The following is a 13637-nucleotide window of genomic DNA, read 5'->3' as shown; positions in this document are numbered from 1 at the left end:
CCCGTCGCTATGACACAGACCCTCACGCAAGCGCTACCACTGGCGCCAAATGTTCAAGGGGTTAAGCCGGTATTCAACCGGCTCACTTAAGGCGCTTCCTTCGGTCTCATGAACTCCATCCTTGCCCTTGCAGCTCCAGTAGCATTGGTGGTCTCCGGCGCCGGTGTTGTGGAGCATCTGCCGGTGGCCAAGCCCGAAACTGTGCGGCCGCAGGGAACCGGCGCGGCCCGAAGCGTCGAGCCGACGCGAGTGCCGATCGAGAAGCAGGTTCGAATCGAGCAGCGGGTGATCGTGCGCATTTCGCCGCCGGGCCGGATCCCTCGTCAAAGCCTGATCCCGCCGCCCGCTCCGCAGGACGCCCGCCGGCTGAAGGAGCGCAAGATCGGCAAGTGCGTGCCGTTGGCCGGGATCGCGGCGGTCCAACCCGACGCTGGCGGACGTCTCCTGCTGTTCATGCGCGATCAGCGGCTGCTTTCGGCCAGCCTGGAGAAAGCCTGCAGCGCGCGCGATTTCTATTCGGGCTTCTACATCGAGCGCAGCAACGACGGCATGCTCTGCGCCGATCGTGACAAGCTGCACTCACGGGCGGGATCCAATTGCTCGATCAGCAGGATGCGCCAGCTCGTCGACAAGGACGACTGAGGCGGCCGCGCAAACCTTGACTTTCGTCCCTCCTGCGGGCAGGGCGCGAGCGGATCGTGACGGACGGCGTACAGCCTTCGTCCAGGGTGCTTTTTTCCCAAGAAGGGCATCCTCGTCATAAGGGCGAGCGCACCGCTCGCAAACCACAGCAAATCGAGACTGCATGACTTTTGCCGACCTCGGCCTTTCGCCCGAACTGCTAAAGGCGGTCGAAGCCGCCGGTTATAGCGAGCCCACGCCCATCCAGGCGCAGGCGATACCTCCGGTCCTGATGATGAAGGATATCGTCGGGATTGCGCAGACCGGCACGGGCAAGACCGCCTCGTTCGTGCTGCCGATGATCGACATCCTCGGCCACGGCCGCCGCCGTGCGCTGATGCCGAGGTCGCTGATCCTCGAACCGACGCGGGAACTCGCGGCCCAGGTAGCCGAGAATTTCGAGAAGTACGGCGTAAATCACGACCTCAAGATGGCGCTGCTCATCGGCGGCGTTCAGATGGGCGACCAGCTCAAGGCCTTGAGCGACGGGGTGGACGTGCTGATCGCCACGCCGGGCCGCCTGATGGACCTTATCGAGCGCGGGAAGATCCTGCTCACCGGGTGCGAGCTGCTGGTGATCGACGAGGCTGACCGGATGCTCGACATGGGGTTCATCCCCGATATCGAGTTCATCTGCTCGAAGCTTCCTTCCACCCGGCAGACGATGCTGTTCAGCGCGACGATGCCGCCGCCGATTGAGAAGCTGGCAAAGAAGTTCCTGACCAATCCCAAGCGGATCGAGGTCAGCCGCCGGGCCTCCACCAACGAGGACATCGCTGCCTTCAAGGTGCCGGTGAAGGCGCGTGACAAGCGTTCCACCCTTCGATGGCTGCTGCGCAACGATCTCGTCGATACCGCGATCATCTTCGCAAACCGCAAGACGACCGTTCGCGAAATCAACAAGGACCTGCTCAGTCACGGTTTTTCAAGCGGGGAAATCCACGGTGACATGGACCAGGCCAGCCGTATGAAGGAGCTGGAACGCTTCAAGACGGGGCAGGTCAACATCCTCGTGGCCAGCGACGTGGCCGCGCGCGGGCTGGACGTGAAGGGCGTAAGCCACGTGTTCAACTTCGACACGCCATGGCACCCGGACGACTACGTTCACCGCATCGGTCGCACCGGGCGCGCGGGCGCCAAGGGCCGGGCTTTCACATTCGTTGCGGAAGATGACGCCGAAGCGATCGCCAATGTCGAAAAGCTGACCCAGGCGCCTATCCCGGTCTTCGGCAAGAAGGACCTGAGGGTCGAGCTCAAAGCTCCGGAGCCGGAGCCTGAACGGCAACCCCGACCGGAGCGGGAAGAAAGGGCCGAACGCTCCCCGACCGACCGCGATGATCGGCGGCCCCGTGAACGCGGACGGCCGCGTCGTGAGCGGGAAGAGGCTGCCCATGGATCTGGCCGCCGTGGCGGCGTGGTCCGGGAAGACCCCCCGCGGCGTGAGGAGCGTACCAGTCCTGCCGAGATTGAGCGGGAGCCGATCCTGCAGCCGGGCGAGTGGAACGGTCCTGTCCCCAGCTTCCTCGGACTCTCCGCGCTCTAAACCCCCCTAGAGGTTCTTCGCGTTGTCTCCGCCCTTGCGGCCTTCGCGGTCGCGGGCGTTGCTCTTGTCGGGATCGCGGCTTTCCATTTCCCGCCGCGCCTGATTGGCGTTTGCGCTGCCACGGTTCTCTTCGCGCGCCTGGGCGTTTCCGGTTTCGCTTGCCATGCGTGTCTCTCCTTCAGAGACAGAAACAGCAGGCATGGCCGGAGTTCCGGTTGAATGCCGTCAATCGCGACAGATGGAGCGGACTGCGGCGCGAGCCGCTTCAGGCCACCGTGACGAAGCTGTCGATGACCCGCTTGCGTCCCGCCTGTTCGAATTCGATCTCGAGCTTGTTGCCCTCCTGGTCGACCACTTCTCCATAGCCGAACTTGTCATGGAACACCCGCTGGCCGACCGCGATGTCGCTGCGCGCCTCCGCGGCGAAGCTCGCGGCGCTGCGGGTCACTTCGCGTACGCGGTGGGGTGCGGTGTCGTAGCCGGTAGTGAGCGCGCGCTGCCATCCGGGCCCTCGGGTCATCGTCCGCGCGGGCTGCGCCCGGGCGAGGTGGGCGAACGGATCCTCGTGCTCGCTCATCTGCGCGCGCCAGAGAGAAGCCCCGCCCGTCAGCGTCGTCTCCTCGGTCACGTGGTCGGCCGGAAGCTCGCCCACGAAGCGGCTCGGGATCGAGCTGGTCCACTGGCCGTAGATGCGCCGGTTGGCGGCATGGAGGATCGTGCAGCGCCGCCTGGCGCGGGTTATGGCGACATAGGCGAGGCGGCGCTCCTCTTCGAGGCTGGCAAGGCCACCTTCGTCCAGCGCCCGTTGGGAGGGAAAGACGCCTTCCTCCCAGCCGGGCAGGAACAGATGATCGAATTCAAGTCCCTTTGCCGCGTGGATGGTCATGATGGTGACTTTCTCGCCATCATCCGCACGGTCGTTGTCCATCACCAGGGCAACGTGCTCCAGGAAATCGCCGAGGGAATCATACTCCTCCATCGCGCGGGCGAGTTCCGAGAGGTTTTCCGCGCGGCCCGCACTTTCGGCGCTTTTTTCGGCCTGCAGCATTGCATCGTAACCGCTTTCCGCGAGGACCGTCCGCAGCAGCTCGGCAGGGGCGGTCGTTTCCGCCAACTCACGCCAGCGCAGGAACTGGCCCATGAGGTTCGCGATCGTCCCGCGGGCGCGGGCGGGCAACTCGTCGCTATCGGCAAGCTGGAGCGAGGCGGCGGCCAGCGGAAGGCCGGTCGCCCGCGCGTGACGGTGCATCGATTCAAGCGTCTTTGCGCCGAGGCCGCGCTTGGGCTGGTTGTAAATCCGTTCGAAGGCGAGATCGTCGGCCGGGCTGGCAATCACCCGCAGATAGGCGAGGGCATCGCGGATTTCCGCGCGCTCGTAGAACCGGAAGCCGCCGATGATGCGGTAGTTCATCCCGATCTGGATGAAGCGGTCTTCGAATTCCCGGGTCTGGTATTGTGCGCGTACGAGGATGGCGACCTGGTCCAGCCCCGCGCCTTCGCGTTCGAGCCGCTGGATTTCCTCGCCGACCCGCCGGGCCTCTTCGGGTCCGTCCCATACGCCGATGACGCGCACCTTTTCGCCCGCCGGAAGCTCGGTCCACAGCGTCTTGCCAAGCCGTTCGCTGTTCGCGTTGATCAGGCCCGATGCGGCGGCCAGGATGTGCGGAGTGGAACGATAGTTCTGTTCCAGCTTGACGATTTTCGCGCCCGGAAAGTCCTTCTCGAACTTCAGGATATTGGCGACTTCCGCGCCGCGCCAGGAATAGATCGACTGGTCATCGTCGCCCACCACGCAGATGTTCTTGCGCTCCTGCGCGAGCAAGCGGAGCCACAAGTACTGAACCTGGTTGGTATCCTGATACTCGTCCACCAGGATGTATTTGAAGCGTTGCTGGTACTGTTCGAGCACCTCGCGATGGGTTCGGAAGACGTTGAGAACGTGGAGCAACAGATCGCCAAAATCGCACGCGTTCAGCGTTTTCAGACGGTCCTGATAGAGCTGATAGAACCTCTGTCCCTTGCCATTTGCATAGGCCTCGTTCTCCACCGCATCGAGGTCATCCGGGTTTAACCCGCGGTTCTTCCAGCGGTCGATCAGGCCGGCAAGCTGACGCGCCGGCCAGCGCTTTTCGTCCAGGCCCTCTCCCGTGATCAGCGTCTTGAGCAGGCGAATCTGGTCGTCGGTGTCGATGATCGTGTAGTTCGATTGCAGTCCGGCAAGCTCCGCATGGCGGCGAAGCATCTTCGCACCGATCGAGTGGAACGTGCCGAGCCACGGCATCCCTTCCACCGCGGGCCCGATGTGCCGGCCGACCCGCTCGCGCATCTCGCGCGCGGCCTTGTTGGTGAAAGTGACGCAAAGGATCTCGCTGGGCCAGGCCCGTCGGGTTGCCACGAGATGGGCGAGACGCGCTGTCAGGGCGGCGGTCTTGCCGGTGCCGGCGCCCGCGAGCATGAGCACCGGCCCTTCGGTCGTCAGCACTGCCTCGCGCTGCGGCGCATTCAGGGTTGCCGCGTATGCCGGAACCGCGCTGTCGTCGGCGGCAAGGGCGCGGCCGGGCGCGGGCGGGGCGGGATCGGTGCTCATCGGAAGGTGAACAGCTAGGGAACACCGGGGGCGGGCGCAAGGCCTCCATCGGAACCGAGTCAAGCAGCGAGCGTAGAGGCCACGACAATTGTTAAGGAGAAGATCCATGAACAAGTTGATCATGGCCGGCGCCGCTGCGCTGGCGTTCGCCGTCCCTGCCGCCGCGCAGGACATGGCCGTCACTTCCAACGGCGACGTCTATGTCATGACGGATGCCCAGCAGAGCATGTACGATGCCTGGCCGCCCGAGCGCCAGACGATGTACACCGCTTGGCCCGATACCTACCGGACCTACTACTGGACGTTGACCCCCACCCAGCAGACCGGATGGTGGGCGTTGACCGACGCGCAGCGCCAGCAGCTCTACGCCATGACGCCCGAGCAGCGCGCGACGACCTGGACCTCGATCGAGCGCCAGCTCGCCGGTGGGCCGGCGGGTACTGCCTCTGCGACCGCTCAGACCGCCACCACGGCGTCGACTAGCGCGGGTGCCGGCAACATGCGTTTCGTGAGCAATGCCGTGGTGCAGACGACCCCTGCCGCGGATAACGCGAATACCGATTATCCGCCGTGCAAGGGGGACATGCAGGACCATTGCATCAACCCGCGCGAGGCCGGGCTGAAGTACGGCAACGTCCCGCTCAAATACTGGCCGGGCCGTCCCGCCAGCGAAATCCCCGGGAAGAAGCCGCAGCGCTGATTTTCGCGAGGATAGCGTGAAAGGAGGGGCGTCCTTTCGGCGCCCCTTTCGCTTAGGCTGGCTTAAAGGTCGAGCCGCAGCAGCCACAGCCGGGCCTTCCCGACCTTGCGCTCCGCGACGATCGAGAGAGTCTTGACCTCGAACCTCTCGTCCGCGCCGGTCTCGGCTGCGATCCAGGTGGCCGCGCCGATCCATCCCAGGCGGAGCAGGCGATCGGTCGCCACCGCCGCTGCCCCCGTGCCATAGGGGGGATCGAGCAGGATCAGATCGTGCGGCTCCTTGGCCGGACCAAGTTCCAGGACCGAACCTCGGCGTACCTCGGACCGGGTGCGCGCATCGAGCGCTGCGACGTTGGCGCGAATGGCTTCGACCGCTGCCGGATCGCTTTCCACGAACAGGCATGAACCAGCCCCCCGCGAAAGCGCCTCCAGCCCCAGGGCGCCTGACCCGGCGAACAGGTCCACCACGCTCAACCCTTCGAAGCTGCCAAGACGGCTCGCCAGCATGTTGAACAGAGTCTCGCGGGTGCGGTCGGCGGTCGGGCGCGTGGCATCGCCTTTCGGGGATACCAGCTTGCGCCCCCGCCATTCTCCCGCGATCACCCTCACAGCTTCAGGCTCTTGCGCAGCCTCTCGACCTGCACTTGCGGGACTTCCGCCACCGCGCCTCGGGGCAGGTCGCCAAGATTGAAGGGGCCGTAGCCCACCCGCAGCAGCCGGCTGACCTGCATTCCGAGGTGCTCGAGCACGCGGCGCACTTCGCGGTTCTTACCCTCGGTAAGGGTCATCACGATCCAGCGGTTTCGGCCCGACCCGCGTTCGAGGTCGGCCTCGATCTTGCCGTAGCGCACGCCATCGATCTCGATCCCTTCGATGAGGTCGTCGAGCTGGGGCTGCGTGATGTCGCCAAAGGCGCGGACGCGATACGTGCGGGGAACGTTGGAGGATGGCAGCTCCAGAGCACGTTTCAGCGCGCCGTCGTTCGTCAGGAGCAACAGTCCCTCGGTATTCATGTCGAGACGCCCGACGGGCATTACTCTCGGCGCGCCGCGCGGCAGCGCGTTGCGCAACGCGGTGTAGATCGTCGGGCGGCCCTTGGGATCTTTTTCCGCGGTGATCAGGCCGGACGGCTTGTGAAAGGCGAACACCCGCGCCGGTTCCGCCCGCTCGACCGGCTTGCCGTCGACCGTAACGCCCGCAAGGTTCGGGATGATGGTGGCCGGGGTGTCGAGCACCTTGCCGCCGATCGCGACGCGTCCCTCGGCGATCATCCGCTCGACTTCGCGCCGGCTGGCGACGCCCGCGCGCGCGAGCAACTTGGCGATGCGTTCGCCGGCGGCCTTTTCGGGAGTGGGGGAGGGCATGAGCGAGCGACTAGGCGCTCAGTTGGCGGCGCGCAACGCCTCGCTCACGGTCTCGTGGAACCGGCGGATGCCGCCTTCCAGCGTGCCAAGCGTGAGTTCGGGCACCGCGCCGGTCGACAGACCCTGCTGCCCGAGTTCGGCCGCACGGAAGTCCTCGCTGGCGAACACTCCTCCATCGAGCAGCGCCCAGCTTCGTTCCCAGTGGTCGCGGGCCTTGTCGTTGGCGGGCGGTTCCGGGATCAGCATGAAATCCTCCACCAGCGTATGGTCTTGCGCCTGGGGCCACAGCGCCATCACGTTGATGTAGTCGGGGCTCGGGATGATCACCGTGGCCGGCAGCAGCTGATAGGCGAAAGTAACCCGCCGGCGCAGGGCTGCCATGTCGGTGAGGTCGATCCCGTCCAGTTCGTCCACTCGCCCAACCGCGCTGCGGGCATGGGGTCCGATCATGTCGCCGCTGGTCACGCCATCCTTGAAGAACGGGCCGATCGTTTTCGCGTGGAGTCGGGTTACGTGGTAGCTTTCAAGGAACGCGTCCATGATCAGCTTCCAGTTGCCCGCGACGCTGTGCGTCTTGCGCCGGAACAGGAAGTGGTCGGGCGCACCGAAGGCGTCCATGTCCTCCCCCAGGCTGCGAGCGAGTGTGAAATCCGCTTCGTCTCGCGGGGAGTACCAGATCAATCCGCCTGCCTCGCAACTGGGCAACTCGACGAGATGGAAGTCGCCCTTGTCGAGGCCCGGAAAACTGTCCGGCCGGGGCAGGGCGAGCAGCGCGCCGTCGAGCCGATAGGTCCAGGCGTGATAGGGACACACCAGCCGCGCAACGCATTCCGCCTCGTTGCCTTCAACCAGCCGCGTTCCGCGGTGGCGGCACACGTTGAGGAAGACGTGCACCATGCCCTCCTTGTCTCGCGTGACGAGCAAGGGCTTCCCGGTGAGGTCGTGCGGAACTGCCATGCCTGGGTCGGGTATCAGCGCGCTCGGCATCAGGACCTGCGGCAGGCGATCGAACAGCGCCGCCTTCTCGTGCGCGAAGTGCTCGGGATCGGTATAGACCGACGCAGGGACAGTGGTGATCCCGCCGGCCGGCCTCGTTTCGCCCCGCGCCAGCGCTTCGGCGAGGGCGAGCTGTCCGGCGGTCGGTCTTTTCCCCGGCGCGGTTACGGTATCGTTCATCCCGGCGCTTCCCTAATCCTCTCCCGGCAGTAAGTGTCGCACGAAATTTCGGGAACGGGAAGGACGCTAGGGAATGGTCGAGGAAGCCGAGCTTGCCCGGGTGCAGCAGCGCAGCCTGTGGGACTCGATCAAGCCGTACCTTGAGAAGGAATCGCTCGCCGCCTTCTTCGTTGGTGTTTCGTCGGGTTTCCCGTTCGCGCTGCTTGCGGCGACCCTGACCACCCGCCTCGCGCAAAGCGGAATCGACAAGTCGACGGTCACGGCGTTCACGCTGGCGTTCTTCGTCTACAACCTGAAGCCTTTGTGGGCCTGGATCGTCGATGGGGTGCGGCTTCCGGTCCTCGGCCGCCTCGGCCAGCGCGTGTCCTGGATGCTGCTCGCGGGTGCTTTCGTGATGGCGGCAACCGTCAACCTCGCCCTGGCCGATCCGGGCGCCGACATCATCTGGACGGCGACATCGGCAGTCCTGCTCGGCATCGCGGGCGCGACCTTCGACATCGTCATCGACGCATACCGCATCGAAACCTTGAAGCCGTACCAGCTCGGCACCGGATCGGGCATGAGCCAGTACGGCTGGCGCATCGGTTCCGCCGCCGCGGGCGCGCTCGCGCTCGTCGTGGCCGCGCGTTACGGGTGGGAGGCGGCCTATATCGCCTGCGCGGCATTCGCGCTTCCGGCGATGATTACCGCGTTGGTGCTGGGCGAACCGGAACGGCGCAAAGTCGTCGCGGCCAAGCGCAGCCTAAGCGAGATCTGGCAATCCATCGCTGGCCCGTTCGTCGAGTTCTTCCAGCGCAGCGGCGCCTGGCTGGTGCTGTTGTTCATCCTGGTTCACAAGATCGGCGACACGCTCGCGAACCTGACCTTCCGGTTGTTGTTCGACGACCTCGGGTTCACCAATGACGAGATCGCGCTCTACGATATCGGGGTCGGCTTCTGGGCGCTGATCATAGGCGTGTTCGTCGGCGGGGTGCTCTACGCCAAGCTCGGCCTCAAGCGGTCGGTGCTGATCGCGCTCGTGCTGATGGCCATATCCAATCTCAGCTTCGCCGCGCTGGCTGCAGCAGGGCACAGCAATATCGGCATGGCAAGCGCGATCGGGTTCGAGAACTTCGCCAGCGGCTTCGGCGGAGTGGTCGTTGTCGCCTACTTCTCGGCCCTGTGCGACTTGCGTTTCACCGCGGCCCAGTATGCCCTGATCAGCGCGGGCGCGAGCATCGTCGGCCGCTTTCTTACCGGGACGACGGCGGGCGGACTGATCGAGAGCTACGGCTACGTGAACTTCTACCTGCTCACCACGGTTCTCGCCCTGCCAGGCATCGCGCTGTTCTGGTGGATGATGCGCGCCGGCCTGGTCGATGCTGCGATGGGCACCGCGGGCGAGGTCGGTGAAGGAGACGCGCGGGCCGATCCGCCGGTTTAGGGCATCGACCGCCGGATCAATCGGGAAGCTCGCCGTTCTTCTCGAGCACCGCTCCAGCAAGGTACAGCGATCCGGCTATAAGGATCGGCAGATCGTCGGCAGGGATCGCGGCCAGTGCTTCCTCGATTCCCGCGAAGCCGAGCGCTCCCGGTCCGAATGCTTCGGGCCGATGGCTGTCGCTGCGGGGTACGGGCACCACCGAGATAGTCTCCAGCCGTTCCGCCAGCGGCTCGACGATGGCCAGCGGGTTCTTGTTGGCCAGCATGCCGATGACGAGGTGCAGGCGACCCTCGAAATGACGAGCGATGGCAAGGCCTGCATCCGGGTTGTGCCCCCCGTCGAGCCATAGTTGCCTTCCGGGCACGATCGCGCTCAGCGCGCCGGCGCCGAGCGGCTGGAGGCGTGCGGGCCAGCGGGCAGTGCGAATCCCGGCTTCCAGCGCATCCGGCCCCACGGTCACGAAATCCTGGTGGCGCAACATGGCAACCGCCAAGGCGGCATTGTCGGCCTGGTGCGCCCCTGCAAGCGCGGGTAGCGGCAGGGCGAGGCGTCCGTGACGGTCCTCATATTCGATGCGCTCGCCCACGTTTGCATGCCAGTCGTGCCCGCGCATGTGGAGCGGGGCGCCGGCAGCCAATGCGGCGCGTTCGATCTCGAGCTCGGCCGCTTCGGGATACTCCATCGTCACCAGCGGCCGGCCCGGGCGCACGATGCCCGCCTTTTCGAATGCAATGCGGGCGAGCGGATCATCCGGCGTGCCTTCCTCCGGCGCGAGCAGGAAGGCCTCGTGATCAATCCCCAGGCTGGCGATGCCGCATGCGGCGGGGCGTTCGATAACGTTGGTGGCATCGAAACGGCCACCCAGGCCCACTTCGATCACGCAGGCGTCCGCGGCGGTCTCGGCAAAGGCCAGGAAGGTGGCCGCTGTGGTCACCTCGAAGAAGCTCGGCCCGAGATCCTCGCCGGCATCGAGGACGTCTCGCAGCAGGGCGGCGAGTTGCTCGTCGGCGATCAGCTTGCCAGCGATGCGGATGCGCTCGTTGTAGCGGACAAGGTGCGGTTTGGTCGCGGCGTGGACAGTCAGGCCACCGGCTTCGAGCATCCCCCGGAGGTAGGCGCAGGTCGATCCCTTGCCGTTGGTCCCGGCCACGTGAAACACGGGGGGAAGCCGGTCCTGCGGATTGCCCAGCCGCTCAAGCAGTGTCTTGATCGTCTCCAGCCCGAAACGGCCTTGCGGCAGCGACAGGGCCGCCAGCCGGTCAAGCTGTGCCTGGACCGCCGGATCGTCCGAACGGGCGAAGTCCTTCACGGCGGCCTCAGGCAGCCTTTCGCGGAGCGAGATAGTCGATCAGCGTCGCCAGCCGTGCCTTGAGCTCGCCGCGGGGCACGACCATGTCGACCATGCCGTGCTTGAGCAGGTACTCGGCGCGCTGGAAGCCTTCGGGAAGCTGTTCCCGGATAGTGTCCTGGATCACACGTTGGCCCGCGAAGCCGATCAGCGCGCCGGGCTCGGCGATGTGGACATCGCCCAGCATCGCATAGCTCGCGGTGACGCCGCCGGTGGTGGGATCGGTCAGCACGACGATGTAGGGGAGGCCCGCTTCCTTGAGGCGCCGCGTCATCACGGTCGCCTTGGGCATCTGCATCAGGCTGAGGATGCCTTCCTGCATCCGCGCGCCGCCAGCGGCAGTGACAACGATGTAGGGGCAATGCCGCTCGATTGCCTTCTGGGCCCCGGCAACGAAAGCCGCGCCGACGGCCATGCCCATCGACCCGCCCATGAAGCCGAAGTCCTGCACCCCGACCACGGCAGGCCGCCCGTCGATCGCACCGGACCCCACGCTGAAGGCATCGGAATGCGGGTTCTTGGCCCGGGCCTGCTTGATGCGGTCGGTGTACTTCTTGGTGTCGCGGAACTTGAGCGGATCTTCCTTGACGCTCGGTTGCGGAAGCAGCTCGAACCCTACGTCGAGCAATTGGGAAAGCCGCTTGTCGGCGCCGATGCGCCCGTGGAAGCCGCAGCGCGGGCAGACATCGAGGTTGTCCTCGTATTCCTTGACGAACAGCATTTCCTGGCAGCCCGGGCACTTGACCCACAGGTTGTCCGGCGTCTCTCGCTTGGGAAGGAACGGGAGCGAATTGCGGACGCGGTTGAGCCAGCTCATCCGGCGATCTCCTTGTTTTGCGCGTGCACGGCTTCGGCCAGCGAAGCGGTCAGCGCCCTGATGTGTTCCGGCGCGTGGACGCCGTGGTGCTCGACAAGTTCGACGAGCGCGGAGCCGACGACCACGCCGTCTGCCACTCGCGCGATGGCGCCCGCCTGCTCCGGAGTGCGGACCCCGAACCCGACCGCGATGGGAAGGTCAGTCGCCGCCTTGAGCCGGGCGACCGCGCTTTCGATCGAGGCGGTGTTCGCCTGTTGCAGACCCGTGATGCCCGCGACCGAGACGTAATAGACGAAGCCGGACGAACCTTCGAGTACCGTCGGCAAGCGCCGGGCGTCGGTGGTCGGGGTGGCAAGGCGGATGAGATCGATCCCGGCGTCGCGCAGCGCCGGTCCGAGCGCGTCGTCCTCCTCCGGCGGAATATCGACGCAGATGACCCCGTCCACCCCGCAGGCGGACGCTTCCGAAGCGAACCACTCGGGCCCGCGGCGGATCATCGGGTTGGCATAGCCCATCAGCACCAGCGGCACGTCGGGGTGCCGCTCGCGGAACTCGTTGGCGATCAGCAGCACGTCGCGATTGGTCGTTCCGGCAGCCAGGCTGCGGATGTTGGCGGCCTGGATGGCAGGGCCGTCGGCCATCGGATCGGTGAACGGCATCCCCAGCTCGATCACGTCCGCACCGCCGGCGACCAAGGCATCGAGGTTCGATGCCGTATCGCCGTCGCCGGCAGTCAGAAAGCAGACGAGCGCGGGCCGGCCCCTGGCGAATGCGGAGGCGAGACGCTGGCTCACATCTCCACTCCCAGCGCCTCGGCTACCGTGAAGATGTCCTTGTCACCGCGTCCGCACAGGTTGGCGAGAATGATGGCATCGCGGTCCATCTCCTTCGCGCGCCTTGCGACCGCGGCGATGGCGTGACTCGGCTCGAGTGCCGGTATGATACCTTCTGTTCGGCAGAGAATCTGGAACGCATCGAGCGCTTCATTGTCATCAATCGCGGTGTATTCGACGCGTCCGGTTTCCTTGAGCCAGGCGTGCTCGGGGCCGATTCCGGGGTAGTCCAGGCCCGCCGAAATCGAATGCGCCTCGGCGATCTGGCCGTCTTCGTCCTGCAGCAGGTAGGTCTTGTTGCCGTGGAGCACTCCCGGGAAACCACCCGCAAGGGAAGCAGCGTGCTGCTTGTCGAGGCCGTGCCCCGCCGCCTCGACGCCGAGCATCTTGACCTCGGCATCGTCGAGGAACGGATGGAACAACCCGATCGCGTTGCTTCCCCCTCCGATCGCTGCAACCAGCAGATCGGGCAGGCGGCCGGTCCGCTCGAGCATCTGCGCGCGCGCTTCCTTGCCGATGACCGATTGGAAATCGCGCACCATCTCGGGGTAGGGATGCGGACCGGCGGCAGTGCCGATAATGTAGAACGTGTCCTCGACGTTCGCGACCCAGTGGCGCAGCGCCTCGTTCATCGCGTCCTTGAGGGTGGCCGCTCCGCTGGTGACAGGGATCACCTCGGCCCCGAGCAGCTTCATGCGGAACACGTTCGGCTGCTGGCGACTGACGTCCGTGGCGCCCATGAAGATCGTGCAGGGAAGGCCGAACCGCGCGCAGACCGTCGCCGTTGCGACCCCGTGCTGGCCAGCGCCGGTTTCGGCGATGATCTTCTTCTTGCCCATGCGGATCGCAAGCAGGATCTGCCCGATGCAGTTGTTGATCTTGTGCGCGCCGGTGTGGTTGAGCTCGTCGCGCTTGAACCAGATTTGCGCGCCGCCGAGCGCCTCGGTCAGGCGGGGGGCGAAGTAGAGCGGGCTGGGCCGTCCGACGTAGTTCGCCATAAGATCGTCGAACTCGGCCTGAAACGAGGGGTCCGCCTGCGCCGCGCGATATGCCGCTTCCAGCTCCAGGATCAGCGGCATCAACGTCTCGGCGACATAACGGCCGCCGTAGCCGCCGAAGTGGCCGCGTTCGTCGGGTTGGTTGCGGAATGAGTTGGGGCTGTTCAT

Annotated in this window: 13 protein-coding genes; 4 read left to right on the top strand and 9 right to left on the bottom strand. The window is 65.8% G+C overall.

Translation table 11 applies throughout. The features are described 5' to 3' along the window. Positions 1 to 108 precede the first annotated feature (108 nt). Both IEW58_RS07440 and IEW58_RS07435 read left to right on the top strand, forming a co-directional pair. Positions 109 to 642 (top strand): hypothetical protein, encoded by a 534-nt coding sequence (locus IEW58_RS07440; RefSeq protein ID WP_188644552.1) that lies wholly within the window; start codon positions 109 to 111, stop codon positions 640 to 642. 163 nt (positions 643 to 805) lie between these two features. After that, entirely contained in the window at positions 806 to 2224 is a 1419-nt protein-coding gene (locus IEW58_RS07435) for a DEAD/DEAH box helicase (RefSeq protein ID WP_188644551.1), read from the top strand. A gap of 6 nt (positions 2225 to 2230) precedes the next feature. Here the strand turns inward: IEW58_RS07435 and IEW58_RS07430 are convergent, their stop codons facing one another. Together IEW58_RS07430 and IEW58_RS07425 are read right to left on the bottom strand one after the other, a co-directional pair. Then, a complete protein-coding gene (locus IEW58_RS07430; protein WP_188644550.1) occupies positions 2231 to 2389 on the bottom strand; it encodes a hypothetical protein in 159 nt (52 codons plus the stop codon). A 100-nt stretch (positions 2390 to 2489) separates the two neighbouring features. Next, entirely contained in the window at positions 2490 to 4811 is a 2322-nt protein-coding gene (locus IEW58_RS07425; RefSeq protein ID WP_188644549.1) for an ATP-dependent helicase, read from the bottom strand. Between the two features lie 106 nt (positions 4812 to 4917). Here IEW58_RS07425 and IEW58_RS07420 point away from each other — a divergent pair, with 106 nt between their 5' ends. Next, entirely contained in the window at positions 4918 to 5511 is a 594-nt protein-coding gene (locus tag IEW58_RS07420; protein ID WP_188644548.1) for a hypothetical protein, read from the top strand. A gap of 62 nt (positions 5512 to 5573) precedes the next feature. On the opposite strand, the gene rsmD is transcribed toward IEW58_RS07420, so the two are convergent. From rsmD to IEW58_RS07405, 3 genes are read right to left on the bottom strand one after another with little or no spacing between them, the layout of a single operon-like run. After that, positions 5574 to 6119: a 16S rRNA (guanine(966)-N(2))-methyltransferase RsmD gene (rsmD, locus tag IEW58_RS07415; RefSeq protein ID WP_188644547.1), complete on the bottom strand. Its 546-nt coding sequence runs from the start codon at positions 6117 to 6119 to the stop codon at positions 5574 to 5576. Beyond that, entirely contained in the window at positions 6116 to 6874 is a 759-nt protein-coding gene (locus tag IEW58_RS07410) for a pseudouridine synthase (protein WP_188644546.1), read from the bottom strand. The genes rsmD and IEW58_RS07410 overlap by 4 nt, the downstream gene beginning before the upstream one ends. Positions 6875 to 6892: 18 nt before the next feature. Then, positions 6893 to 8050 (bottom strand): aromatic ring-hydroxylating oxygenase subunit alpha, encoded by a 1158-nt coding sequence (locus tag IEW58_RS07405; RefSeq protein ID WP_188644545.1) that lies wholly within the window; start codon positions 8048 to 8050, stop codon positions 6893 to 6895. Positions 8051 to 8123: 73 nt separating this feature from the next. Here IEW58_RS07405 and IEW58_RS07400 point away from each other — a divergent pair, with 73 nt between their 5' ends. After that, complete coding sequence (locus IEW58_RS07400) at positions 8124 to 9473, top strand: AmpG family muropeptide MFS transporter (RefSeq protein ID WP_188644544.1); 1350 nt, start codon at positions 8124 to 8126, stop codon at positions 9471 to 9473. A 16-nt stretch (positions 9474 to 9489) separates the two neighbouring features. Here IEW58_RS07400 and IEW58_RS07395 read toward each other — a convergent pair whose 3' ends face one another. From IEW58_RS07395 to trpB, 4 genes are read right to left on the bottom strand one after another with little or no spacing between them, the layout of a single operon-like run. Next, the gene (locus IEW58_RS07395) at positions 9490 to 10782 is read right to left on the bottom strand and encodes a bifunctional folylpolyglutamate synthase/dihydrofolate synthase (RefSeq protein WP_188644543.1); all 1293 of its coding nucleotides are present in this window, start codon (positions 10780 to 10782) and stop codon (positions 9490 to 9492) included. A gap of 7 nt (positions 10783 to 10789) precedes the next feature. Then, on the bottom strand, positions 10790 to 11638 hold the full coding sequence (gene accD / locus IEW58_RS07390) for an acetyl-CoA carboxylase, carboxyltransferase subunit beta (RefSeq protein WP_188644542.1): 849 nt from the start codon (positions 11636 to 11638) through the stop codon (positions 10790 to 10792). Continuing rightward, the gene (gene trpA, locus IEW58_RS07385; protein ID WP_188644541.1) at positions 11635 to 12432 is read right to left on the bottom strand and encodes a tryptophan synthase subunit alpha; all 798 of its coding nucleotides are present in this window, start codon (positions 12430 to 12432) and stop codon (positions 11635 to 11637) included. Before trpA ends, accD begins: the two co-directional genes overlap by 4 nt. Beyond that, positions 12429 to 13637, bottom strand: coding sequence for a tryptophan synthase subunit beta (trpB, locus tag IEW58_RS07380; protein WP_188644540.1), 1209 nt, complete (start codon positions 13635 to 13637; stop codon positions 12429 to 12431). The genes trpA and trpB overlap by 4 nt, the downstream gene beginning before the upstream one ends.

Source organism: Tsuneonella deserti (assembly GCF_014644315.1).
Classification (GTDB): domain Bacteria; phylum Pseudomonadota; class Alphaproteobacteria; order Sphingomonadales; family Sphingomonadaceae; genus Tsuneonella; species Tsuneonella deserti.
The sequence above is the reverse complement of the archived record's forward strand: the minus strand, read 5'-3'. Positions and strand labels throughout refer to the sequence as shown.

Coding starts and splice junctions, on each gene's coding strand:
- IEW58_RS07400 (WP_188644544.1), top strand. CDS start 8,124: ATGGTCGAGGAAGCCGAGCTTGCCCGGGTGCAGCAGCGCAGCCTGTGG.
- accD (WP_188644542.1), bottom strand. CDS start 11,638: ATGAGCTGGCTCAACCGCGTCCGCAATTCGCTCCCGTTCCTTCCCAAG.
- IEW58_RS07435 (WP_188644551.1), top strand. CDS start 806: ATGACTTTTGCCGACCTCGGCCTTTCGCCCGAACTGCTAAAGGCGGTC.
- IEW58_RS07425 (WP_188644549.1), bottom strand. CDS start 4,811: ATGAGCACCGATCCCGCCCCGCCCGCGCCCGGCCGCGCCCTTGCCGCC.
- trpB (WP_188644540.1), bottom strand. CDS start 13,637: ATGAACAGCCCCAACTCATTCCGCAACCAACCCGACGAACGCGGCCAC.
- IEW58_RS07440 (WP_188644552.1), top strand. CDS start 109: ATGAACTCCATCCTTGCCCTTGCAGCTCCAGTAGCATTGGTGGTCTCC.
- IEW58_RS07405 (WP_188644545.1), bottom strand. CDS start 8,050: ATGAACGATACCGTAACCGCGCCGGGGAAAAGACCGACCGCCGGACAG.
- IEW58_RS07420 (WP_188644548.1), top strand. CDS start 4,918: ATGAACAAGTTGATCATGGCCGGCGCCGCTGCGCTGGCGTTCGCCGTC.
- IEW58_RS07430 (WP_188644550.1), bottom strand. CDS start 2,389: ATGGCAAGCGAAACCGGAAACGCCCAGGCGCGCGAAGAGAACCGTGGC.
- IEW58_RS07410 (WP_188644546.1), bottom strand. CDS start 6,874: ATGCCCTCCCCCACTCCCGAAAAGGCCGCCGGCGAACGCATCGCCAAG.